At 67.1% G+C, this 23,191-nt stretch carries 22 protein-coding genes; 12 read left to right on the forward strand and 10 right to left on the reverse strand.

The features are described from left to right. Positions 1–5: 5 nt before the first annotated feature. Positions 6–1,004 (reverse strand): DNA adenine methylase, encoded by a 999-nt coding sequence (locus GAA2_RS03090; protein ID WP_159404504.1) that lies wholly within the window; start codon positions 1,002–1,004, stop codon positions 6–8. 194 nt (positions 1,005–1,198) lie between these two features. Here GAA2_RS03090 and GAA2_RS03095 point away from each other — a divergent pair, with 194 nt between their 5' ends. Together GAA2_RS03095 and GAA2_RS03100 are read left to right on the forward strand one after the other, a co-directional pair. Then, positions 1,199–1,624: an HIT family protein gene (locus GAA2_RS03095; protein WP_006435829.1), complete on the forward strand. Its 426-nt coding sequence runs from the start codon at positions 1,199–1,201 to the stop codon at positions 1,622–1,624. Positions 1,625–1,746: 122 nt separating this feature from the next. Further along, on the forward strand, positions 1,747–3,117 hold the full coding sequence (locus GAA2_RS03100) for a wax ester/triacylglycerol synthase domain-containing protein (protein ID WP_024500186.1): 1,371 nt from the start codon (positions 1,747–1,749) through the stop codon (positions 3,115–3,117). 24 nt (positions 3,118–3,141) lie between these two features. On the opposite strand, the gene GAA2_RS03105 is transcribed toward GAA2_RS03100, so the two are convergent. Further along, a complete protein-coding gene (locus tag GAA2_RS03105) occupies positions 3,142–5,253 on the reverse strand; it encodes a RecQ family ATP-dependent DNA helicase (protein ID WP_024500185.1) in 2,112 nt (703 codons plus the stop codon). A gap of 105 nt (positions 5,254–5,358) precedes the next feature. Between GAA2_RS03105 and GAA2_RS03110 the strand changes: the two genes are divergently transcribed. Genes GAA2_RS03110 through purD form a run of 3 tightly spaced genes read left to right on the forward strand, consistent with a single transcriptional unit; the run spans position 5,359 to position 9,978 of the window. Beyond that, the gene (locus tag GAA2_RS03110; RefSeq protein WP_024500184.1) at positions 5,359–6,624 is read left to right on the forward strand and encodes a glycosyltransferase; all 1,266 of its coding nucleotides are present in this window, start codon (positions 5,359–5,361) and stop codon (positions 6,622–6,624) included. Next, positions 6,621–8,669 carry an ArnT family glycosyltransferase gene (locus GAA2_RS03115; RefSeq protein ID WP_096273028.1) on the forward strand — a complete coding sequence of 683 codons (2,049 nt, stop codon included), beginning with the start codon at positions 6,621–6,623 and terminating at the stop codon, positions 8,667–8,669. The genes GAA2_RS03110 and GAA2_RS03115 overlap by 4 nt, the downstream gene beginning before the upstream one ends. A 55-nt stretch (positions 8,670–8,724) precedes the next feature. Then, positions 8,725–9,978, forward strand: coding sequence for a phosphoribosylamine--glycine ligase (purD, locus tag GAA2_RS03120; RefSeq protein WP_191834713.1), 1,254 nt, complete (start codon positions 8,725–8,727; stop codon positions 9,976–9,978). A gap of 82 nt (positions 9,979–10,060) precedes the next feature. On the opposite strand, the gene GAA2_RS03125 is transcribed toward purD, so the two are convergent. The 4 genes from GAA2_RS03125 to GAA2_RS03140 form a co-directional block, all read right to left on the reverse strand. Further along, positions 10,061–11,008: an alpha/beta hydrolase gene (locus GAA2_RS03125; protein ID WP_096273032.1), complete on the reverse strand. Its 948-nt coding sequence runs from the start codon at positions 11,006–11,008 to the stop codon at positions 10,061–10,063. 94 nt (positions 11,009–11,102) lie between these two features. Next, positions 11,103–11,498: a DUF302 domain-containing protein gene (locus GAA2_RS03130; RefSeq protein ID WP_024500179.1), complete on the reverse strand. Its 396-nt coding sequence runs from the start codon at positions 11,496–11,498 to the stop codon at positions 11,103–11,105. A gap of 30 nt (positions 11,499–11,528) precedes the next feature. Further along, entirely contained in the window at positions 11,529–11,798 is a 270-nt protein-coding gene (locus GAA2_RS03135) for a metal-sensitive transcriptional regulator (protein ID WP_006435820.1), read from the reverse strand. 68 nt (positions 11,799–11,866) lie between these two features. Further along, the gene (locus tag GAA2_RS03140; RefSeq protein ID WP_024500178.1) at positions 11,867–12,625 is read right to left on the reverse strand and encodes a DUF6882 domain-containing protein; all 759 of its coding nucleotides are present in this window, start codon (positions 12,623–12,625) and stop codon (positions 11,867–11,869) included. 184 nt (positions 12,626–12,809) lie between these two features. On the opposite strand from GAA2_RS03140, the gene GAA2_RS03145 reads away from it, so the two are divergent. From GAA2_RS03145 to purB, 3 genes are read left to right on the forward strand one after another with little or no spacing between them, the layout of a single operon-like run. Next, the gene (locus tag GAA2_RS03145; protein ID WP_191834971.1) at positions 12,810–13,403 is read left to right on the forward strand and encodes a TetR/AcrR family transcriptional regulator; all 594 of its coding nucleotides are present in this window, start codon (positions 12,810–12,812) and stop codon (positions 13,401–13,403) included. 39 nt (positions 13,404–13,442) lie between these two features. After that, positions 13,443–13,844, forward strand: a complete 402-nt coding sequence (locus GAA2_RS03150; protein WP_024500176.1) for a hypothetical protein — start codon at positions 13,443–13,445, stop codon at positions 13,842–13,844. Positions 13,845–13,898: 54 nt separating this feature from the next. Beyond that, positions 13,899–15,326 carry an adenylosuccinate lyase gene (purB, locus tag GAA2_RS03155; RefSeq protein ID WP_024500175.1) on the forward strand — a complete coding sequence of 476 codons (1,428 nt, stop codon included), beginning with the start codon at positions 13,899–13,901 and terminating at the stop codon, positions 15,324–15,326. A 28-nt stretch (positions 15,327–15,354) separates the two neighbouring features. On the opposite strand, the gene GAA2_RS03160 is transcribed toward purB, so the two are convergent. Then, positions 15,355–16,356, reverse strand: coding sequence for a hypothetical protein (locus tag GAA2_RS03160; RefSeq protein WP_232513058.1), 1,002 nt, complete (start codon positions 16,354–16,356; stop codon positions 15,355–15,357). Positions 16,357–16,596: 240 nt separating this feature from the next. Next, the gene (locus tag GAA2_RS03165; protein ID WP_096273035.1) at positions 16,597–16,875 is read right to left on the reverse strand and encodes a SelT/SelW/SelH family protein; all 279 of its coding nucleotides are present in this window, start codon (positions 16,873–16,875) and stop codon (positions 16,597–16,599) included. A gap of 61 nt (positions 16,876–16,936) precedes the next feature. Between GAA2_RS03165 and GAA2_RS03170 the strand changes: the two genes are divergently transcribed. Next, on the forward strand, positions 16,937–17,836 hold the full coding sequence (locus GAA2_RS03170; RefSeq protein WP_159404503.1) for a phosphoribosylaminoimidazolesuccinocarboxamide synthase: 900 nt from the start codon (positions 16,937–16,939) through the stop codon (positions 17,834–17,836). Beyond that, the gene (locus GAA2_RS03175; protein ID WP_159404502.1) at positions 17,833–19,989 is read left to right on the forward strand and encodes a S9 family peptidase; all 2,157 of its coding nucleotides are present in this window, start codon (positions 17,833–17,835) and stop codon (positions 19,987–19,989) included. Before GAA2_RS03170 ends, GAA2_RS03175 begins: the two co-directional genes overlap by 4 nt. Positions 19,990–20,054: 65 nt before the next feature. On the opposite strand, the gene GAA2_RS03180 is transcribed toward GAA2_RS03175, so the two are convergent. Next, positions 20,055–21,602: a DHA2 family efflux MFS transporter permease subunit gene (locus GAA2_RS03180; RefSeq protein ID WP_024500170.1), complete on the reverse strand. Its 1,548-nt coding sequence runs from the start codon at positions 21,600–21,602 to the stop codon at positions 20,055–20,057. Between the two features lie 141 nt (positions 21,603–21,743). After that, a complete protein-coding gene (locus GAA2_RS03185) occupies positions 21,744–22,268 on the reverse strand; it encodes a MarR family winged helix-turn-helix transcriptional regulator (RefSeq protein ID WP_159404501.1) in 525 nt (174 codons plus the stop codon). A 133-nt stretch (positions 22,269–22,401) separates the two neighbouring features. Between GAA2_RS03185 and GAA2_RS03190 the strand changes: the two genes are divergently transcribed. Together GAA2_RS03190 and purS are read left to right on the forward strand one after the other, a co-directional pair. Continuing rightward, positions 22,402–22,884, forward strand: a complete 483-nt coding sequence (locus GAA2_RS03190) for a glutathione peroxidase (RefSeq protein ID WP_006435809.1) — start codon at positions 22,402–22,404, stop codon at positions 22,882–22,884. A gap of 67 nt (positions 22,885–22,951) precedes the next feature. Then, positions 22,952–23,191 (forward strand): phosphoribosylformylglycinamidine synthase subunit PurS, encoded by a 240-nt coding sequence (purS, locus tag GAA2_RS03195; protein WP_006435808.1) that lies wholly within the window; start codon positions 22,952–22,954, stop codon positions 23,189–23,191.

Raw genomic sequence — 23,191 nt, forward strand, 5'->3', positions numbered from 1 at the left:
CGGCGTCAGTCCCGTCCGATGAACAGGAACTCGCTGACGTCTCGACGAGTCGCCGCGGCGTGCGTGCCGAAGCTGTACTTGTGATCGATCGCGATCACCTCGACCGACGGCTTGACCTTGCCCAGCAGATCGACGATCCGGTCCTTGCCCGGCAACGCATTCGACGAATAGGAGAGCACGATCGCGCCCGCGTCCTCGAAGTGTTCGAACGTGCGCAGCAGGGCATCCTCGATGGTTCGCTTGTAGGCGAACGGCGTGAAGCGCTTGGGCAGCTTCTTGGTCTTGGTGTTCTCCATGATGGTCATCCCGCGCCAGTACGCGGAGAGCCCTTCGAGGAAGTGATAACGCTTGATGTAGTCGTTGTCGTCGGCGGGCGGCGCATACGGAGGGTCGAGGTAGACGAGGTCCGGTGGCGCCGACCACGGCAGGTCGAGGTCGAAGATGTCGCCCTGGACACTTCGACTGCTGCAGCCGTTGCTGAACACGGTGGCGTTGTAGTCGGCGGCGGCACGTAGCCGGAAGTGGTCGCGCAGCGACATCGTGAGATCGCGGCGTCCGTCCGCGTACCGCGTGGAGTCGGTGAACGTGAAGACCCCGCGGGGTTGCTTGCGTGCGGCGGAGAGGACCAGCGCGGACACGGCGAGGTCGCGACGGTAGCCGCGCAGCGCGTCGATGTGCGACCACGCCGAGTCCAGGAACTCGCGGTCCTCGGCGGTGAAGTACAGACCGTCGAAGGTGCGGGAGATGTAGTCGCGGTCGTCGGCGGCCGGCCCGCAGATCTGCTCCACGAGTTCCGGTTCGAGGCGGACACTCGAGTTCGCCACCGAGGCACGCGTGATGATGTGCGGGAAGTGCAGGAAGTCGTTGCTGAGGACCTCGAAGCCCTGCGCCTTCAACAGGTAGGACACGACGCCCGAGCCGGAGAAGGCGTCGACGGCCGTCGACCCGCCGATCTCGGCGAAGGTGCGTTCGAGGTGGGGGAGCAGCCGGTACTTCGACCCCATGTACCGCAGCCGCGGGAACCGTTGTGCGCGGGCGAGGACGTCACTGGATCCGACTGCGCTGGATCGAACGCGGCGTCCCGGTCGGGAGGATTCTGGCCCACTCACACCGAAAAGAATGTCATGGACCCCCGACAGGCCCGTGGACAACACGGCTGCGCCCCGTCGCCGGACCCCACAACATCTAGACTCGGGCCATGGCATCGGTCTTCAGCATGATCATCAACGGCGACATCCCTGGTCGTTTCGTCTGGAAGGACGGCGAAGCCGTCGCATTCCTGACCATCGAACCCGTCACCCCCGGCCACGTCCTGGTGGTGCCCCGCAACGAGGTCGACCACTGGGAACAGATCGACGGCTCGCTGTTCGCCCATCTCAGCGGGGTCGCCCAGAAGGTCGGCCAGGCCGTCAAGAACGCCTTCGACGCGCCGCGAATCGGTCTGCTCATCGCCGGTCTCGAGGTTCCCCACGTGCACATCCACGTCTTTCAGGGACTGTCGCTGGAGACCTTCGACCTCGCCAACGCGAACAAGAACGCCAGCCCCGAGGACCTCGACGCCGCGGCCGAGAAGATCCGCGCGAGCCTGCGCTCGCTGGGCTACGGCGAGTACGTCGCCGACTGACCCTTCGATACGCCCCTCCGCACGCTCCGGGGCTACTCAGGGAGCAAGGCACAAAGTCCTCTGCTGCGCCGAAACGGTACGGAGGCGGCGGGGGCTGAGTACGGTCGATGCCGGAGGCAGTCATGACCGAGTACATGCGCAACAGCGACGCTTTCACCTGGTCGATGGAGTCCGACCCGCGTCTGCGATCGACGGTGGTGACGCTCATCCTGTTGGACCGCCCGCCCGACTGGGATGCGATGCGCAGTCGGTTCGAGACCATCAGTGCGGAACTGCCGATGTTCCGCGAGCGCGTCGTGTACTCGCCGCTGTCGGCGCCGCCGCGGTGGGTTCCGTATCCGGATTTCGACCTCGACTTCCACATGCGCCGGGTCCGGGCCCCCGCGCCGGGCACCTTCGACACCGTGCTCGAGATGGCGCGGCTCGCGGCCATGGAGGACTTCGATCGTGCTCGCCCGTTGTGGAAGGCGACGCTGGTCGATGGGCTTGCCGACGGCGGCGCCGCGGTCGTCTGCAAGTTCCATCACGCTCTCACCGATGGTGTCGGCGCGATCGAGATCGCGATGCGGCTGTTCGACCTGACCGAGGAACCGGAACAGCCGACTGCCGCACCCCACGCCCCGGCGTCGTCGTCGAACGAGGAAACGTGGTGGCGGGACTACGTGGATTCGTTGCGATTCGATGCCGAACGCGCGTCGAACACCGTCACCGACCTGGTCAGATCCGCACCGTCGTTGGCGTACAACGCCATTCGTCATCCCGTCGCGACGGCCGGCGCGGCGGTCGAGACCGCCGCATCGGTGTACCGCACGGTTCGTCCGGTCAACGAGACGGGATCGCCGCTGATGACCGACCGGTCATTGGTCCGGCATCTCGCCGTCCACGAGGTTCCGCTGCGGCAACTACGCGACGCCGGGCATCGTGGCGGTGGTTCACTCAACGACGCCTTCGTCGCCGGCGTCCTCGGCGGGCTCCGTCTGTACCACGAGAAGCACGGCGCCGAGGTCGGCGACCTCCACCTGTGCATGCCGGTGAGTCTGCGGACCGAGGAGGACGCCCCCGGTGGCAACCGGATCACCCTGATGAGATTCGATGTGCCTGGCGCCGAAGTCGATCCGGCACGGCGGATCGCGCAGATCCACCGCCGGACCGCACGTGTCCGCAACGAGCGCTCGCTGCCGTACACCCAGCTCATCGCCGGTGCGATGAACTTGATGCCGCGCTGGTACATCGGGTCGGTCCTGCGCCACGTCGACTTCCTGTGCAGCGACGTTCCCGGTATCCCGGTGCCGGTCTACGTCGGTGGCGCTCGGCTGCGAGCTCAGTACGCCTTCGGCCCCACCATCGGGGCAGCGGTCAACGTCACCCTCCTCACCTACGTCGACACCTGCGAACTGGGCATCGACGTGGACACCGGTGCAATCGAGGACGTCGACATCTTCCACGCATGCCTCGCGGACGGATTCGACGAGGTGCTCGCGCTGGGCCGGTGACCAGGGGACCGTCGGACCCGCGACTCACACCGTCCGGTGGATCAGCAACGGCAGCACCGCGTTTGCACCGGCCTCGCGGAGCGCTGCGGCGGCCAGGGTGATCGGCCAACCGGAGCTGTTGGCATCCACGACGAGCATCACGTTCTGGCCGGCGACCTCGGGCGGATCGCCGAGGTGATCGCGCCAATACGCGGCTTCGACCGCGCCGGTCGCATCGGCCGGCGGATCGCCCAGACGGACGGGGAAGGTCCCGCCGCCGCGTTTCCCGACCGTGCGCAGGTGTTCGGCCAGCGTCTCGGCCAGGTTCGTGCCGGTCAGGCGCAGTGACACGATGACATCGGCGCGGACCCCCGTCTCGCGCACCCACGCCGCCAGCGTCGCGACCGCTGCGTCGCCGAGTTCGCCGAGTGCGCGTTCGTCGCCGCTGCGGGCGGCGGCCAGTACCTCCGCCCATTCGGGCGCATCGGCGTGGGCCAGGACGCGGCCTGGCTGGGCGAGGAGGTCGGCGGGAATCCTTCCGCGACGGCCGAATTCGCCGCCCGGCCACATCTTCCTCGGATCGAGGGTCGAGGCCTTGCGGCGCAGCGTCGACGTGACGGTGCGGACGACCTCGGTGTCCGCGGTGTCGGGTAGTCCCTCACTCAGCGCACCTCGGCACACCGAACAGCGGCCACAGTCGGCGGCCTGCGGGTCGTCGAGCGATTCGGTCAGCAGGCGCATCAGGCAGGTGCGTCCGGCGATGTAGGCGCGCATGATGTCGGCCTCGCGGCGGCGGACGGCGAGCACGCCGTCGTAGTGGGCGGCGTCGTAGGTCCAGGGTTTGCCGGTGGCGACCCAGCCGTCCGGGGTGCGATCGGTGACGCCGTCGACGGCGAGTTGCTTGAGCATCAACTCGATTCGCGTGCGGCGGAAGCGCGTGGCCGCCTCGAGTTGGATGACCGACTGCGGTTCGTCGGCGGCCTCAAGGACGGCCAGGAGGTCACGCATCTTGTCGGGATCGGGGATCGTGGCGGTGGCGAAGTGTTCCCAGATCCGGTCGTCGGTCTGCGACGCCAGGAGCATCACCACGGCGTCGTCCAGCGCGCGCCCGGCACGGCCGACCTGCTGGTAGTAGGAGACCGGCGACGGCGGTGAACCGACGTGCACGACGAAGCCGAGGTCGGGTTTGTCGTAGCCCATCCCCAGGGCAGAGGTCGCCACCAGTGCCTTGACCTTGTTGTGCAGCAATGCATCTTCGAGTTCGTGCCGGCGGCCGGCATCGAGCTGTCCGGTGTAGGCCGCGACCTCTACCGAGTCCCCGTGCACCGCCCGGATGGCTTCGACGAGCCGGTCGGCGTCGGCGACGGTGAGGACGTAGACGATGCCCGAACCCGGGAGATGGGGGAGGGCCTGCGCCACCCAGCCGTACCGCTGCACGGGCGAGAGCCCGTCGAGAACGTTGAGGTGCAACGACTTTCGGGCGAGTGGTCCGCGGAGGACGAGCGTCGGTGCGTCGGAACCGGAGTCGAGCTGCGTGGCGACGTCCTCGGTGACGCGGGCGTTGGCGGTGGCGGTGGTCGCCAGGACCGGCGTCGTCGGGTTGACCGAGCGCAGCACGTCGGCCACGCGGCGGTAGTCGGGCCGGAAGTCGTGACCCCAGTCCGAGACCGCGTGCGCCTCGTCGATCACCAGCAGCCCGAGGTTGCCGGCCAGGGCGTCGAGCACACGACGTCCGAAACCGGGATTCGCGAGGCGTTCCGGGGAGACGAGCAGGACGTCGAGCTCGCCCGCCCGCAGTTGTGCCTCGATCGCCGACCACTCGTCGACGTTCGACGAGTTCAGCGTCGCCGCGGAAAGACCGCCGCGAGCCGCCGCGGCTACCTGATCGCGCATGAGTGACAGCAGCGGGGACACGATGAGCGTCGGTCCGCCGCCGCCGGCACGGATGATCGCGGTGGCCGACCAGTAGACGGCCGATTTACCCCATCCGGTCGCCTGGACCACCAGGACCCGCGCGCCGGGAGTGCCGGGCTCACCGCCGGCCAGCGCGGTCACCGCTCGCAGCTGGTCCTCGCGCAGCCGGGCGCCCTCACCGGCCAGGCTGGTGATCACGCGGTTGGCGGCGGTCAGCTGGTCTGGGGCGAGGGTTGCAGCCATGAGCCCAATGTAGTGGCGACACCCGACAGCAGGGATCGTCGGTTCACAGGAACCTGACAGCAGGGTTCCAGACGGGTTCGAGGGTGCGAGCCGATCGTCATCCCCATGATCCTCCAAGCACCGCCGGGCGCAACGGCGCCGGTGTACACCCTCGCCGACAGTTCGGTGTCGACCCCGGTCCTCGACATCGTCGTTCCCGTCCACGACGAACAGGCCGACGTCGCATCCTCGGTGCGCCGGCTCGCCGCCCATCTGCAGCAGCACGTGCCGTATCCGGCTCGCATCACCGTTGCCGACAACGCCAGCACCGACGACACCCTCGCGATCGCCGTCGGCCTCGTCGACGAACTCGAGGGCGTCCGCGTCGTCCATCTCGACGAGAAGGGTCGTGGTCGTGCGCTGAACGCGGTGTGGCAGCGCAGCGACGCCGAGATCGTCGCGTACTGCGACGTGGATCTCTCCACCGACCTCAATGCGCTGATGCCGCTCATCGCCCCGCTCGTGTCGAAACACTCGGACATCGCGATCGGCACCCGGTTGAACCGGTCATCGCGAGTCGTGCGGGGACCGAAGCGAGAGTTCATCTCCCGCTCGTACAACCTCATCCTCCGAACGGCGATGGGCGCCAGGTTCTCCGATGCACAGTGCGGATTCAAAGCCATGCGCACCGACATCGCCCGCGAGCTGCTGCCGTTCGTCGTCGACACCGGCTGGTTCTTCGACACCGAACTCCTCGTCCTCGCCGAACAGATCGGGCTGCGCATCGCCGAGGTCCCGGTCGACTGGGTCGACGACCCGGACAGCACCGTCGACATCGTGCCCACCGCAATCGCCGACCTGAAGGGCTGTGCGCGAGTCGGTCTCGCGCTCGCGATGGGACGGTTGCCGATCGCCGCACTGCGCGCCTCCATCGGTCGCGACCGGGCCGCCGGACCCCAGATCGACGGTGTGCCCAAGGGTCTGGTCGGCCAGCTCGCGCGGTTCTGCGTAGTCGGGGTGGCCTCGACGATCGCCTTCGCGGTGCTGTTCCTGGCGCTGCATTCGTTCCTGGGAGCGCAGGTCTCGAACCTGGTCGCCCTCGCGATCACCGCTGTGCTCAACACCGCGGCCAACCGTCGGTTCAGCTTCGGGGTCCGCGGTCGTGACAGTGCCCTGCGACACCAGCTCTTCGGGCTCGGGGTGTTCCTGTTCGGCTGGCTGGTCACCGCAGGCTCGTTGCTGTTGCTGCACACTGTCGCGCCGGAGGCGACCAAACACATCGAACTGATCGTCTTGGTGATCGCGAACCTGGTGGCCACGCTCACCCGGTTCGTCGGTCTCCGCTGGGTGTTCCGCAAGGCGCCCGGACATGGGGCGGAGGTGGCCGCGTGACGACCTCGACCATCGGCCCGCCGGTGAACCACGCCGAGCCGAACCGGACGTCCGGTAGCTCGAAGAAGATTCTGCGGGAACGCCTCTCGCTGGCCGCACTGCTGATCGGTACCGGAGTCCTCTATCTCTGGAACCTCTCGATCAACGGTTGGGCGAACTCCTTCTACTCGGCGGCGATCCAGGCCGGTTCGGAGTCCTGGAAGGCCTGGTTCTTCGGTTCGTCCGACCTGGCGAACTCGATCACCGTCGACAAACCTCCCGCCTCGCTGTGGATTCCGGGCATCAGTGCGCGGATCTTCGGCGTCAACTCGTGGTCCATCCTGGTGCCCGAGGCCCTGATGGGCGTGGCATCGGTCGCCCTGTTGTACCTGATCACACGGAAGTACTTCGGTCACCGGGCCGGAATCCTCGCCGGCGCGGTGCTGGCACTGACTCCGGTTGCGGCGCTGATGTTCCGCTTCGACAATCCCGAGGCGCTGCTGATCCTGCTGATGATCGCGGCCGTCTGGTCGCTGATGAAGGCGGTCGACGACGGTCGCTGGCGGTGGCTGATCCTCACGGGCGTGTTCGTCGGATTCGGATTCCTCACCAAGCAGTTGCAGGTGACCCTCATCGTGCCCGCGCTGTCGGTCACCTATCTCGCCTTCGGTCCCGGTGGCTGGCCTCGTCGCCTGGGCCAGTTGTTCGCCGCCCTAGGCGCGATGATCGTCAGTGCCGGCTGGTGGATTCTCGCCGTCGAGCTCTGGCCCGCGTCGTCGCGGCCGTACATCGGTGGGTCACAGAACAACTCGATCCTCGAACTGACGCTGGGTTACAACGGTCTCGGCAGGCTCAACGGTGACGAGACCGGGGCGGTGGTTCCCGGTCGTGGTCACGGCATGGGCGCACTGGAGGGCATGGGCGGCCCCGGCGGCGGGCCCGGTGGTGGCCGCGGCGGCGCATGGGGCGAGACCGGCTGGCTGCGGATGTTCGAACCCGCGCAGGGCGGTCAGATCGCGTGGCTGATCCCGGCGGGTCTCGTGCTCGCGATGGTGGCTCTCGTGCTCATCGGCAAGGCCCGGCGCACCGATCCGCGCCGCGCGTATCTCTCGGTCTGGGGTCTGTGGCTGCTGGTCACGATGGGTGTCTTCAGCTTCATGGCCGGCATCTTCCACCAGTACTACACGGCGGCTCTGGCGCCGGCGGTGGCAGCGGTCGTCGCGGCCGGCGGTGCCGTCTGCTGGTCGCATCGGGACCGCCTGTGGGTGCGCCTCGCACTGGGTGTCTCGGTGGCGATCACCGCGATCTGGGGCTTCGTACTGCTCGACCGGACGCCCGACTTGGTTCCGTGGCTGCGGTACGCGGTCCTCATCGTCGGACTCCTGGCCGCGGTCGCCATGGTGTTCGCCCGGATACGGGGTGTCGCCGCGGCAGCGTTGAGCGGCGCGGTCATCGCGGGTCTGGCCGGGCCGGTCGCGTACACCATCGACACGGTCACGGCCGAGAAGAGCGGGTCGATCATCACCGCCGGTCCGGCGGTCGCGGGCGGGTTCGGCCCGGGTGGTCGCGGTGGCCCGGGCATGCCCGGCGGAGGGTTCATGGAGTTCGGCCCGGGCGGTCCGGGCCAGGGCTTCCCCGGTGGCGGCCCGGGCATGCCCGGCGCCCGCGGCGGCGACGGGCCGGGTGGACTCCTGCGCGGTTCCAGACCGACGCAGGCCGTCGTCGACAAGCTCGTCGCCGACGCCGACGACTACACGTGGGTCGCCGCCGCGGTCGGCTCGCAGTCCGCCTCGGGCTACCAGCTCGAGACCGGCCACTCGGTGATGCCGATCGGCGGGTTCAACGGCAGCGATCCGTCGCCGACTCTCGCCGAGTTCCAGAAGCTGGTCGCCGCCAGGGAGATCCACTACTTCATCGCCGGCGGTGGGCCGGGCGCCGGCGCTCCCGGGATGGCCGGCGGCTCGTCGCAGCCGTCGTCGCAGATCAGCGCGTGGGTTCAGGACAACTTCACTGCAGTCACCGTCGACGGCACCACGATGTACGACCTGACCCAGCCGGCGAGCTGAGCAGTCCATGGTGCGTTTTCGCGGCGGCATACGCCGACGGTTTAGAGTCATGGTCGTGCGCGTACTCGTGATCGGCTCGGGCGGCCGCGAACATGCCCTTCTCATCGGCCTCAAGAACGATCCGTCGGTCACCGACCTGCATGTCGCTCCCGGCAACGCCGGCACCTCGGCGATCGCCACCAACCACGCCGTCGATGTGGTCTCGGGTGAAGCGGTCGTGGCCCTGGCGCAGAAGCTGGACGCCGACCTCGTGGTCATCGGACCGGAGGTGCCACTCGTCCTCGGCGTCGCCGACGCCCTGCGCGAGGCCGGCATCGCGACCTTCGGTCCGAGCGCCCGGGCCGCGCAGATCGAGGGTTCCAAGGCCTTCGCCAAGGACGTGATGGCTGCCGCCGGCGTCAAGACCGCGCATGCGGAGATCGTCGACAACCCGGCCCATCTCGACGCCGCCCTCGACCGTTTCGGGCCCACCTGGGTCGTCAAGGACGACGGTCTGGCCGCCGGCAAGGGTGTCGTCGTCACACCCGACCGGGACGTCGCCCGCGACCACGCCGCCGAATGCCTGGAGAGCGGACACCCCGTTCTGCTGGAGAGTTTCCTCGACGGACCCGAGGTCTCGCTGTTCTGCCTCGTCGACGGCGAGACCGTGGTCCCGCTGCTGCCCGCGCAGGACCACAAGCGTGTCGGCGACAACGACGCCGGACCCAACACCGGTGGCATGGGCGCCTACACGCCGCTGCCGTGGCTGCCCGCCGAGATGACCGAGCGCATCGTCGACGAGGTCGTCAAACCCGTTGCGGCCGAGATGGTCAAGCGCGGTATCCCGTTCTCGGGCCTCCTGTACGCCGGTCTCGCGATCGGGAAGGACGGTCCCGCGGTCGTCGAATTCAACTGTCGCTTCGGTGATCCCGAGACCCAGGCGGTCCTCGCACTGCTGAAGTCGCCGCTCGGTGCGGCACTCAACGCGACCGCCACCGGGACGCTCGCCGACCTCCCGCCGCTGGAATGGCGCGACGGCGCCGCGGTCACGGTGGTCGTCGCCGCCGAGAACTACCCCGGCAAGCCGCGTACCGGTGACATCATCACCGGCGCCGACGCCGAGGGGGTGCTGCACGCGGGCACCGCTCGCAATGCCGACGGCGCGATCGTCTCCGCCGGTGGCCGCGTGCTCGCCGTCGTCGGTACCGGCGCCGACCTCGCCGAGGCCCGCACCCAGGCCTACGCCCGCATCGAGAAGATCAAGCTGCCGGGCTCGCACTTCCGCACCGACATCGGGCGCAACGCTCTCGAAGGTCGCATCAGCATCTAGACACTGGTCCGCTCACGTTCTCCGTTCCCGCTCACCCGATTGATTCGCGTGAGCGGGAGCGGAACGAGTGAGCGAAACGCTCTCATACCGCGAGATTGCGGCCCAGGAACTCGATCTGCTCGGGCAGCACGCTGCGCCAGTACCGGTTGGTGTGACCGCCGGCAGCGGTGCCGAAGGCGGCCGGCGGGTGCAGACCCGCGGCCCACTGGCGGGTGTAGGTGTAGAACTGATCGCTCGAACCGATGTTGATCAGCAGCGGGATCTTCGCAAAGCTCGGTTGCGCGCCGAACAGCGAGTTGGCCTGGTAATCGTCGAGGCTGTCGAAGGCGCGCGGCGGGAAGTTGCGCGGGTCGGCCCACATCGCGGGCGAGCTGACGGCCACGGCCGCGACGCGCGGGGCGCCGACCATCGACGCCAGGCGCAGCGCGCCGTATCCGCCCATGGACCAGCCGAAGAGTCCGATGCGGTCGGTGGACAGGTTGAGCTTCGGGTCGTTCGCGAGCATCGGCAGGAACTCGTCGAGGATCATCGCCCCACCATCGGTGCCGTCGGTCCGGCGATGGTAATAGTTGCGACCCACGTCGGCTGCGGCCAGCGCGAACGGGGTGTTGCCGTTGTCCACGTACTGCTGCATGACGGTCTGCATCTCGAGCTTCGGCCCGAAGATGGACTTCTCGTTGGTGTTCAACGCGTGCAGCACCACGACGACCGGGAGCTTGCCGGTCACCCCGTTGGGCCGGGCCACCGCCCAGCGGGTGTCCCGACCGCCCATGCGGACGGATCTGAAGCTTCCGGTGATCAGTGGGGGACCGCTCGTGACCGGCGGCGGCGACGTCTCGACGGGGAGTTCGTCGTCGGCGGCCCGGCCTTCGAGGTTGCGCGGCTGCACCGAAGTCGAGGGCGCCTTGCCCGAGCAGGCGGCGATCCCGATGGCTGCCGCCCCGACCCCTGCGGCGAGTACGGCTCGACGGCCCACGCGCGGCAGGTCGCGGTCGGCAGCATCGGAGAAACGGGATCGCACGCTGGTCATCGAATCAACAGGGTAATCGTGGACCCCGGGCTCGACGCAACGTCGAGTCGGCCGACTCGCCGACGCTGTGAGATATCTGTCCCTGACTTGACGTTCAGTCGAGTGAGGCGATGGCCTTCTGTAACAGTTCGGCGGCTCCGGCGGCCACGTCGGGGAGGCCGGGGGCGTCGGTCACCGCGACCATGATGTCGGGATTCATCGCCTCGACGATGATCGTCCCGGCGTGGTCGGTGTCGTCGCGCACCACGACGTTGCAGGGCAGCAGCAGGCCGATCTGACGCTCGACGCCGAGCGCCCGATGGGCGAACTGCGGATTGCAGGCTCCGAGGATGAGGTAGTTCTCCATGTCCTCGTCGAGCTTCTTCTTGAGGGTCGCCTTCACGTCGATCTCGGTGAGCACACCGAAACCCACATCGCTCAGCGCTTCTCTCGTGCGGGCGACGGCGTCGTCGAAGCTGGTCTGCAGGGTCGTCCGGTATCCGAGTTTCATGATCGCTCCTCTCGTACTCCTCGCGCCCGATCAGGCGAGCGCCAGGAACAGCTTTTCCAGTTGGTCGATGGTCATCGGTTCCGAGTCCTGCGATTGTTCGCCGGTCATGCATTCCCGAAGGCCCGTCGCGACGATCTTGAAACCGGCCCGATCGAGCGCACTCGACACCGCGGCGAGCTGGGTCACGACATCCTTGCATTCGCGTCCCTGTTCGATCATCGAGATCACGCCGGCAAGCTGGCCGTGAGCCCGCCGCAACCGGTTGAGCACGACGCCGATCGATTCTTCGTCGCCGACCATGGCGACCTCCTACTGTTCTTGCACGTGTGCAACTGCTATGACAAGAGGCAAGTATACCCCTTGGGGTATCAGTTCCGGTCTGCCAGTTCGCAGCGGTAGTCGATCGGCCGGCCGCGCCGGTCGAAGTTCACCCTGGCCATGGAACGACCGTCGGTCACATCACAGATCGGTGAGCGTCCGCCGTCTGTCCCGGTGCGCCAGCTGATGTGCCAGCCGCGCCGTGCGGCCATCCCGTGGATGGCGACCCGATGATCGTTCACCGCAAGGGAACCCATGATCCTCGGCAGTCCGGTGGCGAAGTCGGCGAAGGTCGGCTCGGGAAGGGTGAGGTCGTCGAGAAGAAAAACGCCGCGATCGTCGCCGTCGAGACGAACCGTGCAATACGGACTCATTCCCGTGCTGCCGACGGCCGCCGCCGCGATGACGTCGATGACCCGGTCGGCCGGATCGTCGGCTCGGTCGCGAGACGGACCGGGTGGCAGCGTCACTCGCGGAGAGGTGAAATCGTCGATGCCCAGTCGCGCACCGGCCTCGCGCAGTCTCGACGCGAGCCCGGTCTCGTCGCCGAGCGGGTGAGCCCAGCCCCAGACGATCGCCGACGGTTCAACCACGGCGACCAGCGACGCCCGGCACCGGACGACCGTCACCTCACCGTCCGATCCGGAACCGGCGTCGTCGGAGGTGAACACGACCACCCGGTTGTCCTCGTCGCACCGTACATCGAAGGCGCCCAGCCTCTCACGGAGGAAGTCGACGAACGCGGACTGTCTCAGCGAGGTGTAGAGCGCCGCATAATCGGCGACAGCGTGGAGGCCGTCGAACTGCATGGCATCACGGTAGACGCGGTCGGGCGCGGACCGATCCTCTCGTCCGACGACCGACTGACGTGGACCGTGAACAGTGCATTCAGCACGGGCGTCGTCGTCTTATACGGGAATTCGCCTGTGGTCGTGCCGCTTTGGTCAAAAGCAATACGGCGGTACGGACGCCTTTGGCAGCATGAACCACATGATGACGTCGGCAGCGACACCGAAGGGTGCGCGACGGCGGTCCCGTTTGATCGAGGCCGCCGGTGAGCTGCTGCTCGAAGGCGGCTTCGACGCCGTACGTCATCGTGCGGTGGCCGAGCGCGCCCAGCTGCCGCTGGCGTCGACGACGTACTACTTCGCCTCGCTCGACGACCTGATGGCCGAGGCCGCGGCCAGTCTGTGCAGCCACGACGCGTCCGCAGTCTCCGAGCGCTGCAACGCACTTCCGCGCCGACGCCGCGGGAGGACCGCGACCGCGTCCGCGCTCGCCGAGGTCATCGTCGGCGTGGACACGACGATCCAGCAGCTGTCGGCCCGCTACGAGATGATCGCGCTGTCGGCGCGCTACCCGATGTTGCGTGAGGTGGTGAGCGACCGGTGGCGGACGTTGTCGCTGTGCCACCTCGATGTGCTCGCCAAATCCGGCCGGGTCGCCGATCCAGCCCACATCGCCCAGCTGATCGGGATCGAGGACGGTGCCATCGTCGGTGCACTCGGACGCAACGGTGTCCGGCCCATGGACGCGGTGCGCGACGCCCTGCTCGAGGTGGTCGACGTCCTCGCGCCGCGGGCGTGACGGCATGCAAGGAAACGGATCGGATGTCCGGGGGAGCCGATGAGTAGACACAGCACCCGCGCAGGCCTTGTCGCCGCGCTCATGTGCCTGATCGCCGGGGTGGCGATGCTCGTCGCCCCCGGCGCACACGCCGCGCCCGCCGGTCGCGTCGACGCGGGTGTTCCGCTGTCGTCCGCGGTGTACGGCACCGGATGCACCTATCCGGTGACGATTCCCGTGAACTCGTCGGGTTGGGTGTCGTTCTGGGAGGTCAAACCCGGTCTGCCGGCACGTTTCATCGGCCGCGATCTCCCGTCGGGTGCCCTCGCCTCGGTCACCTGGGTTCCCCGTCGTATCGGTGACAAGTACCTCTATGCCGTACAGAACGGCAAGGCCTCGCCGCCCACGCTGGTGAAAGTGCGTCAGGGCTACGGGTCCAACGGAACGTGTTTCGCGTTCTGAGCGCCGGGGACGGTGGAATTCGGGATCCGTCCGCGACCGACCTACACTGATCGGGTGTCGAAGCCTGCCATCGCCAACGTCCTGGCCAGCCGCTATGCCTCCACCGACCTCGCCGAGCTGTGGTCGGCCACCACCAAGATCGCACTCGAACGGCGCCTGTGGATCGCGGTACTGAAGGCACAGCGCGACCTCGGGATCGACGTCCCGGCCGATGCCATCGCCGACTACGAGCGCGTCGTCGACCAGGTGGATCTCGCCTCGATCGCCGATCGTGAGCGCGTCACGCGCCACGACGTGAAGGCCCGCATCGAGGAGTTCAACGCCCTCGCGGGTCACGAACAGATCCACAAGGGCATGACCAGCCGCGACCTCACCGAGAACGTCGAGCAGCTGCAGATCCTGCGTTCTCTCGAACACGTGCACTCCCACGGTGTCGCGGTCCTGGCCCGCATCGTCGAACGTGCCGCTCAGTATTCGTCGGTCGTCATGGCCGGCCGCAGCCACAACGTCGCCGCTCAGGCGACGACCCTAGGCAAGCGGTTCGCCTCGGCCGCAGACGAACTGATGATCGCCCTCACCCGCCTGCGTGAGCTGATCGACCGATACCCGTTGCGCGGTATCAAGGGCCCGATGGGCACCTCGCAGGACATGCTCGACCTGCTCGGCGGTGACGCCACCAAGCTCGCCGATCTCGAGTCCCGGGTCGCCGATCACCTCGGTTTCGCCCGGTCCTTCACCTCGGTCGGCCAGATCTACCCGCGGTCGCTCGACCACGATGTCGTGTCCGCGCTGGTCCAGGTCGCTGCCGCGCCGTCGTCGCTGGCGCACACCATCCGACTCATGGCCGGCCACGAGCTGGTGACCGAGGGCTTCCAACCCGGTCAGGTCGGCAGCTCGGCGATGCCGCACAAGATGAACACCCGCAGTTGCGAGCGTGTCAACGGCCTCGCGGTGGTCCTGCGCGGTTATGGCTCGATGGCCGCCGAACTCGCCGGTGCCCAGTGGAACGAGGGTGACGTGTTCTGCTCGGTCGTCCGCCGCGTCGCGCTGCCGGATGCCTTCTTCGCCATCGACGGCCTGATGGAGACCTTCCTGACCGTCCTCGCCGAGTTCGGTGCGTACCCCGCGGTCATCGCCAACGAGCTCGACCGTTACCTGCCGTTCCTCGCGACGACCAAGGTGCTGATGGCCGCGGTGCGCGCGGGCGTCGGTCGCGAGACCGCCCACGAGGCGATCAAGGAGAACGCCGTCGCGGTGGCGCTGGCGATGCGCGAGGAGGGGCGTGAGCCCGATCTGCTCGACCGCCTCGCCGCCGATGACCGCATCCCGCTCGACCGGGCTCAGCTCGACGAGCTGCTCGCCGACAAGTCGGTCTTCGTCGGTGCTGCCGAGCAGCAGGTCGCCGACGTCATCGCGGCCGCGGAGAAGATCATCGGCCAGTACCCGGAGGCCGCGGCATACGCGCCTGCGCCGATCCTGTAGCGCACCGACCTCCGGGCGACGCCGCTGACTACGCGGGCTGGTTCTTCCGCTTGGAGATGTCGACGCGGAACTCGTCCTCACCCTCGGGCGGAACGTAGTTGAAGTCGAACGGGTCGCGGTTGAGGATCACGCGGAGAATCAGGTAGAAGTGCGCGAACCCGAGCGCGATCGAGGCGAAGCCGAGAAGCTGGGTGGGCAGCCACGGGTAGTCGCTGTTGACGGCGATCCAGCCGGGAAGGGCTGCGAAACCGTAGGCGGCGGCCATGGTGATCGGCATGATCGGCAGCAACAGTAGCGCCCGCACGCCCGTGAAGTACGACCGAAGCCGGTAACCGAGGGCGACTGCGAGGGTGACGCCGAGCGGGTTGCATGCTTCCCACCACCACGGCAGCTCTCTGACCAACACCAGCGGATGATTGCCGTAGTAGTGGTAGAGGCCCATCGACAGGAGGATCTCCTCGAAGATGATCGCCGCCACCACGAGGCCGCCGAATGCGAACCAGATGTGCTTGGTCGGCGGCTTCTTGGCGAGCGTCGCGTACTCGAATGCACCGAGGGCCGCATAGCCGAACCACGCCGCGACGATCCACCACGGCATCTGGCGACCCATCAGGGTGAAGGCGTGGCCGAGGAATTCGGTGTCGCTCCACGGGAAGTAGACCGCACCCATGATGTCCAGGAAGACCTCGGTGAACACCACCAGAGGAGCGCTGATGGCCAGCATGAGGGGCACGATGTCGCGGGTCCGGCGGTAGAAGGCGACGCCCATCGCCACGCCGGAGAGCCCGAGCAGTGTCATCAGGATCGTGGCGATCACGTTGTTGCCGACGAGGTAGGGCTCGTAGAGGGGCTTCATCGGGAGGTTGAAGTGGTCGTCCATGCTCGTCTCGGACAACCGGTTGTTGTCCTGTTTGGTGATGATGAGGGACACCACCACGAACAGGGTGGCCGCACCGAATGCGACCCACCTGGCTGACCATCGCTTCTTCCCCTGGATCCCCTCGGCGGGATCCGTCGTCAACGCAGACACCGGCGTCACTCCTTCAGGTTCATCTCTCCTGGAACTCCTCACGTGCCGCGCACGTCAGTGGCGGCATGGAAGCCGGCACGTAGGGGACAGGGTTGACCCTTACTTGCCAGATCGTGGTCCGCGTCGACGAAGCGCCACAGCCCCGGATGTGTGATCCATGCCACGGTTCAAAGTATTTGTTATCTAGACTATTTGTCAATCAATAGTTGATCGACATAATTCGAAAATCGAGGCAGACTGTCAGGACGGGTCGCCGTGTCCGAGTCGCCAGTCCGGGAGTGCGACGTCGCGTACCCGTCGCTTGAGTTCGGGTGCGTCGGGGAAACCGCCGTCGCGCTTGCGCTCCCAGATCTGCTTCCCGTCGACGTCGATGTGGAACACGCCCCCGGTTCCCGGGATCAGGGTCACCGAGCCGAGTTCGGTGCCGAAGGTGTTCAGCAACTCAGAGGCCATCCACGACGCCCGCAGCAGCCAGTTGCACTGGGTGCAGTAGGTGATGGTGATGTGTGGTGCGCTCATCGGTCAAGAATGTCAGAGGCTGCCGCCCCCGGCGGACCGGTGACCCTCTAGGGTCGAGTCCATGCGTCCTGAACTGCAGTCCTACCGGCATCTGGCGTCGGGGAAGGTCCGGGAGATCTATGAGATCGACGCCGACACCCTGCTGTTGGTGGCCACCGACCGGATCTCGGCCTACGACCACATCCTGAGCCCCGCGATTCCCGACAAGGGGCGCATCCTGACCGCGATGAGCTTCTTCTGGTTCGACGAGCTCGGCGTCCCCAATCATCTCGCCGGTGGTCCCACCGACGAGCGCATCCCGGGCGAGGTCGTCGGCCGCTCGATGGTCGTGCGTCGGCTCCCGATGGTCCAGGTCGAGTGCGTCGCGCGTGGCTACCTGACCGGGTCGGGACTGCTCGACTACCAGGCGACCGGCGCGGTGTGCGGCGTCGAGCTGCCCGCGGGCCTGACCGAGGCCGGCAAGCTGCCGGAGCCGATCTTCACCCCGGCCACCAAGGCCGAGCAGGGTGAGCACGACGAGAACATCAGCTTCGAACGGGTCGTCGAGCAGGAGGGGGCCGAGTTGGCCGAGGCGCTGCGGTCGGCGACCCTCGACATCTACGGACGCGGCGCGGCGGTGGCCGCTGAACGCGGGATCATCCTCGCGGACACCAAGTTCGAGTTCGGACGCGGCCCCGACGGTGAACTCGTACTCGCCGACGAGGTCCTGACGCCCGACTCGTCCCGGTACTGGGAGGCCGCGACCTACGAGGCGGGCAAGGTGCAGCCCAGTTTCGACAAGCAGATCGTTCGCAACTGGCTCACCAGTGCCGAATCCGGTTGGGACAAGGCATCCGACGAGGCTCCGCCGACCCTGCCCGGCGATGTCGTCGAACGTACGCGGCAGCGGTACATCGAAGCCTACGAATGGATCACGCAGAAGTCCTTCGCCGACTGGCCCACCGCGGAGGTGGTTTCGTGATCGACGAGCGCGAGACCCCGACACCCCCGGTCGCGAAGAAGGTCCCGGCGGAGCGCACCCATCACGGCGACACCTTCGTCGACGACTACGAATGGTTGCGCGACAAGGACGACCCGGAGGTCACCGCCTACCTCGAGGCGCAGAACGCGTTCACCGAGGCGCACACCGGCCATCTGTCGGATCTGCGCAAGCAGATCTTCGACGAGATCAAGAGCCGCACCAAGGAAACCGACATGTCGGTGCCGGTCCGGCGCGGACGCTACTGGTATTTCGCCCGCACCCACGAGGGCAAGCAGTATTCGACGTCGTGCCGGTGCCCGATCGCCGCGGACGACGACTGGACCCCGCCGAAGGTCGACGACGGTGTGGAACTACCCGGTGAGGAGATCCTGCTCGACAGCAACGTCGAAGCCGAGGGACACGACTTCTTCAGCCTGGGCGCACTGACCGTCAGCGACGACGGGAACTGGCTGGCCTACAGCACCGACGTCGTCGGTGACGAGCGATATACGCTGCGCATCAAGGATCTTCGCACCGGTGAGGTCCTCGACGACGTGGTCACGGACACGTCGGGCAGCGCGGTGTGGTCGGCCGACGCCCGCCACGTCTTCTACTCGACGGTCGACGCGGCGTGGCGTCCGGACACGGTGTGGCGCCACGACATCGGTGCCGGCACCGAGGACGTCAAGGTCTTCCACGAACCAGACGAGCGGTTCTGGGTCGGCATGGGCACCACCCGCAGCGACAAGTACGTCGTCATCGGTGTCGGCTCCAAGATCACCTCGGAGAGCTACATTCTCGAGGCCGACGACCCGACGGGTGAATTCCGCAGTGTCGCACCGCGGGTGGACGGCGTCGAGTACAGCGTCGAACATGCCGTCATCGGTGGCGACGACTATTTCGTGATCGTGCACAACGAGGTCGTGGACGGTCAGAAGGCGGAGAACTTCGCCGTCGACATCGCGCCGGTCGACAACCCGTCGGACCGGCGTCCGCTGATCGCACACGACCCGGCCCGCCGAGTCGAGGACCTCGACGCCTTCGCCGACTACCTGGTGCTGTCGTACCGGCGAGAGGCGTTGCCGCGTCTGGCCATCGCCGATCTTCGTCAGATCGAGGGCATCCCCGCCGAATCGGATTTCCACGAGGTCGAATTCGAGCAGGAGCTGAGTACGGCCGGACTCGGTGGAAACCCCGAGTGGTGGTCGCCGAAGCTGCGCATCGGATACGGCAGTTTCATCGAACCCGCGGAGCTGTTCGAACTCGACGTCGCGACCGGCGAACGCACGTTGCTCAAGCGGCAGCCGGTGCTCGGCGGCTACGACCCCGCCGATTACGTTCAGTCCCGCGAGTGGGCGGTCGCCGACGACGGCACCCGGATTCCGCTGTCGGTGGTGCGCCGCAAGGAGACCGACGCCGCCAAGCCCGCTCCGTTGCTGCTGTACGGGTACGGCTCCTACGAGGCGAGCATCGACCCGTACTTCTCGGTGGCCCGTCTGTCCATGCTCGATCGCGGCATGGTCTTCGTCCTCGCCCACATCCGCGGCGGCGGCGAGATGGGACGCTACTGGTACGAGAACGGCAAGGAACTCAGCAAGAAGAACACCTTCAACGATTTCGTCGCGGCGGGACGGCATCTCGTCGAAACGGGGTGGACGACGCCGCAGCAGATGGTCGCCGAGGGTGGTTCGGCCGGTGGTCTCCTGGTGGGCGCGGTCGCCAACCTCGCGCCGGAACTGTTCAACGGGATCCTGGCGTCGGTGCCGTTCGTCGACGCCCTGAACTCGATCCTCGACCCGTCGCTGCCGCTGACGGTCATCGAATGGGACGAGTGGGGCGACCCGTTGCACGACCCGAAGGTCTACGAGTACATGAAGACCTACACGCCCTACGAGAATGTCGACGCGAAACCGTATCCGCCGATCCTCGCGCTGACGTCGCTCAACGACACCCGGGTGCTCTACGTCGAGGCGGCGAAATGGGTTGCGCGACTTCAAGAGAATTCGACGTCGGACAATCCGATCCTGCTGAAGACGGAGATGACGGCCGGTCACGGCGGCGTGAGCGGACGCTACAAGCAGTGGGAGGAAGTCGCCTTCGAGCTGGCGTGGATCCTGCAGCAGTCGGGTGCGTTGGAACGGTCCGGAGACTGACCCCGTGACCGGAAGAGCCCCACCGACCCGCAAGTCGGTGGGGCTCTTCCGGTCAGGTCGCCCGATCAGTGCATCATGATCGGTCCGCGGTCCAGATCCTCTTCGGTCAGGGGTGACGCGATCTTCTTGCGGGGCAGGAAGAACGCCGGGATCAACGTGAGCACGATCAGCACGACCGACACCACGAAGGTGTTGGAGAACACGTCGGCCGCGGTGTCGAAGAACGACTCCGGCAGCGGGTTCGGGACTCCCGGCGGCAGCGGCTTGTCGGAGGTGTTCGCCATGATCGCGAGACCCGCCTCCGGCTTGTTCGCGAGACTGCTGGCGAGGATCACCGAGATCACCGCGGTGCCGATCGAGGTGGCCGCCTGCTGGATGACATTCATCAGCGTCGAACCGTCGGGCACCTGCGCATTGTTCAGGGTGGCGAGCGCCGCCGACATGATCGGCATCATCGTCATACCCATGCCGAGACCCTGCACGAACAGCGAACCGCAGATCAGCCAGTACGAGGTGGTTGCACCGAGCATGGTGAAGGTCGCCATGCCGACGAGGATCAGCACGATGCCGCCCAGCACGAACTTGCCCGGGCCCATCTTGTCGGTGAGCTTTCCGGCGATCGGCATGGTCAGCATGGCGCCGATGCCCTGCGGTGCCAGGAGGAGACCGGCCGCCAGGGTGGATTCGCCGCGGACGCCGATGAAGTACTGCGGGAACAGCAGTGCGGCACCGAAGAACGCGATCATGAACAGCACCATGGTCAGCACCGCGATGCTCAGCGTGCGGTTCTTGAAGAGCTTCAGATCCAGGAGCGGGTTCTTCTTGCGCAGCGCGTGGGCGATGAACGCGACGATCAGGATCGCGCCGATGATCGTCGGGATCAGCACCTGCCCGCTGACGAAGGTCCGGTGCTCCGCGCTCGAGGAGATGCCGAACAGGAACAGCGCCAGGCCCGGCGACAGGAGCAGCAGACCGACGACGTCGATCGACGAGCGCGTGGTCTCCGCGTCGTCGCGAAGGACGATCCAGGAGAAGATCAGGGCGCCGATTCCGATGGGGACATTGATCAGGAAGATCCAGTGCCAGCTCAGCTGCTCGATGAGGACGCCGCCGAGGATGGGGCCCGAGATCGGGCCGAGCAGCATCGGGATGCCGAGGACTGCCATGACCGAGCCCACTCGTTCCGGGCCGGCGGCCTTGGTCAGCATCATCATGCCGACGGGCATCAGCATGCCGCCGCCGAGACCCTGGATCACGCGGAACGCGACCAGCGCACCGATGTTCGGGGCCAGCGCACACAGCACGGAACCGAGGGTGAACAGCACCAGTGAGACGAGATAGACCTTCTTGGTGCCGAAACGCGATGCCGCCCAGCTCGACAGCGGGATGACCGCGGCCAGGGCAAGGGTGTAACCGGTCGCGGTCCATGCCGCACCGGCGGCGTCGGTGTTGAACTCCTGCTGGAAGGTGTTCTGTGCGACGGCCACGACGGTGACATCGAGAATCGACATGATCGCGCCGAGCACGACCACACCGGCGACCATCAGGACGTTGCGGTCCAGCTTGGTGTCCGGCGGACCTTCGTGGAGGTGGCCTCCGGTGGATGATGTCATGCGTGTTCCTATCGGTCGGTCGAGAGACGGCCCTGCGCAAGGGCGGTCTCGATCTACTACGTGCGGGCGACGAGCGGGTGTCGGGAGTTGTTCGCGGTCAACGGGCGAGGAGATTGCCGTGGGGGCGGCCCCGGGTGGGGGTCACGACGCCTCCTGCCTGGTCGGGACCGTCAGGCAGAAGTGGTCGACGGCGTCGTCGACGATGGGTCGCAGCGCCGAACACAGGTTGTCCCGGAGTTCGGCGGGCAGGCCGGCCACGAACCGTCGTACGGTGTCGTGCTGCAGCGCCAGGTGTGTCTCGAGGTAGCGCACGCCGTCGTCGGTGAGCGAGACCCGCTTGATCCGACGGTCCGCCGAGTCCTCACGACGGTCGGCGAAGCCGCTGCAGACCAGCTTGTCGACCGTCCGGCCCGCGGCCGCGAGGGACAGCTGAACCTGCTCGGCGATGGCGTTGACCGGCATCGGACCGTCATGGCTGCCGAGCGCGCAGAGCACCCTCAGCTGCGAGAAGGTGATGTCGGTGGCGGCGAGACTCTCCATTGTCTCGGGCCGGCCGAGGTCGAGGAGCCGATCGAGGAATGCGACGAGGGCCGCCGAAGCGGACTCGATCGATGCAGAATCGATCGGGTCGGCGGCGCCGTAGGCGCACGAGGTTTCCTCAGACACCGGAAAATGCTAACTCCGATGCAACTATTGCGGAAACGCAATAGGTGTGAAATGGCACATATGCTGCGAGATGGTGTGAGCCCCGTCTCACGCTGCGTGGTGCACTTCCGTCGAGGACGTCTAATCTCTCCCCATGGGCAACATCAAAGACATCCCGGTCACCTCTCTCGACGGCTCCGACGTCTCGCTGAAGGACTTCGGTGGGCCGCTGCTGATCGTCAACGTCGCCAGCAAGTGCGGCCTCACCCCGCAGTACGAAGGTCTCGAGCAGCTCGCCAAGTCCTACGGCGACAAGGGGCTGACCGTCGTGGGCGTCCCGTGCAACCAGTTCATGGGCCAGGAGCCCGGCACCGCCGAAGAGATCGCGACCTTCTGCTCGACCACCTACGGGGTCACGTTCCCGCTGCTCGAGAAGACCGACGTGAACGGCGACGGGCGCCATCCGCTGTACGCCGAGCTGACCCGGCACGCCGACGCCGACGGAGAGGCCGGCGACATCCAGTGGAACTTCGAGAAGTTCCTCGTCAACGCCGACGGTGAGGTCGTCAACCGTTTCCGTCCGCGTACCGAGCCGACCGACCCCACCGTCGTCGCCGCGATCGAATCCGTGCTCTGAGCCGATTTGGGGCACCCGGTAAGCTGACCAGGCGAGAACTGATCAGTAGACATTGAGGAGCGGTGCCATGGCGCGAGTGGTGGTCGACGTGATGCCCAAAGCCGAGATTCTCGACCCGCAGGGGCAGGCCATCGTCGGCGCACTGGGTCGGCTCGGATTCACCGGGATCGGCGACGTCCGTCAGGGCAAGCGCTTCGAACTCGAGGTCGACGACACCGTCGACGACGTGACCCTGGAGCGGATCGCCGAAGAGTTGTTGACCAACACGGTCATCGAGAACTTCAACGTCTCTCGGGTCGCGGAGTAG

The sequence above is a fragment of the Gordonia ajococcus genome, assembly GCF_012974285.1.
Taxonomy (GTDB): domain Bacteria; phylum Actinomycetota; class Actinomycetes; order Mycobacteriales; family Mycobacteriaceae; genus Gordonia; species Gordonia amicalis.

Excerpts from the sequence above, each read along its gene's own strand:
- GAA2_RS03090 (WP_159404504.1), bottom strand. The coding sequence starts at position 1,004 with ATGGGGTCGAAGTACCGGCTGCTCCCCCACCTCGAACGCACCTTCGCC.
- GAA2_RS03165 (WP_096273035.1), bottom strand. The coding sequence starts at position 16,875 with ATGAGCGCACCACACATCACCATCACCTACTGCACCCAGTGCAACTGG.
- GAA2_RS03145 (WP_191834971.1), top strand. The coding sequence starts at position 12,810 with ATGACGTCGGCAGCGACACCGAAGGGTGCGCGACGGCGGTCCCGTTTG.
- GAA2_RS03170 (WP_159404503.1), top strand. The coding sequence starts at position 16,937 with ATGCGTCCTGAACTGCAGTCCTACCGGCATCTGGCGTCGGGGAAGGTC.
- GAA2_RS03130 (WP_024500179.1), bottom strand. The coding sequence starts at position 11,498 with ATGAAACTCGGATACCGGACGACCCTGCAGACCAGCTTCGACGACGCC.
- GAA2_RS03105 (WP_024500185.1), bottom strand. The coding sequence starts at position 5,253 with ATGGCTGCAACCCTCGCCCCAGACCAGCTGACCGCCGCCAACCGCGTG.
- purS (WP_006435808.1), top strand. The coding sequence starts at position 22,952 with ATGGCGCGAGTGGTGGTCGACGTGATGCCCAAAGCCGAGATTCTCGAC.
- GAA2_RS03135 (WP_006435820.1), bottom strand. The coding sequence starts at position 11,798 with ATGGTCGGCGACGAAGAATCGATCGGCGTCGTGCTCAACCGGTTGCGG.
- GAA2_RS03125 (WP_096273032.1), bottom strand. The coding sequence starts at position 11,008 with ATGACCAGCGTGCGATCCCGTTTCTCCGATGCTGCCGACCGCGACCTG.
- GAA2_RS03095 (WP_006435829.1), top strand. The coding sequence starts at position 1,199 with ATGGCATCGGTCTTCAGCATGATCATCAACGGCGACATCCCTGGTCGT.
- GAA2_RS03100 (WP_024500186.1), top strand. The coding sequence starts at position 1,747 with ATGACCGAGTACATGCGCAACAGCGACGCTTTCACCTGGTCGATGGAG.
- GAA2_RS03150 (WP_024500176.1), top strand. The coding sequence starts at position 13,443 with ATGAGTAGACACAGCACCCGCGCAGGCCTTGTCGCCGCGCTCATGTGC.
- GAA2_RS03180 (WP_024500170.1), bottom strand. The coding sequence starts at position 21,602 with ATGACATCATCCACCGGAGGCCACCTCCACGAAGGTCCGCCGGACACC.
- GAA2_RS03110 (WP_024500184.1), top strand. The coding sequence starts at position 5,359 with ATGATCCTCCAAGCACCGCCGGGCGCAACGGCGCCGGTGTACACCCTC.
- GAA2_RS03190 (WP_006435809.1), top strand. The coding sequence starts at position 22,402 with ATGGGCAACATCAAAGACATCCCGGTCACCTCTCTCGACGGCTCCGAC.
- GAA2_RS03140 (WP_024500178.1), bottom strand. The coding sequence starts at position 12,625 with ATGCAGTTCGACGGCCTCCACGCTGTCGCCGATTATGCGGCGCTCTAC.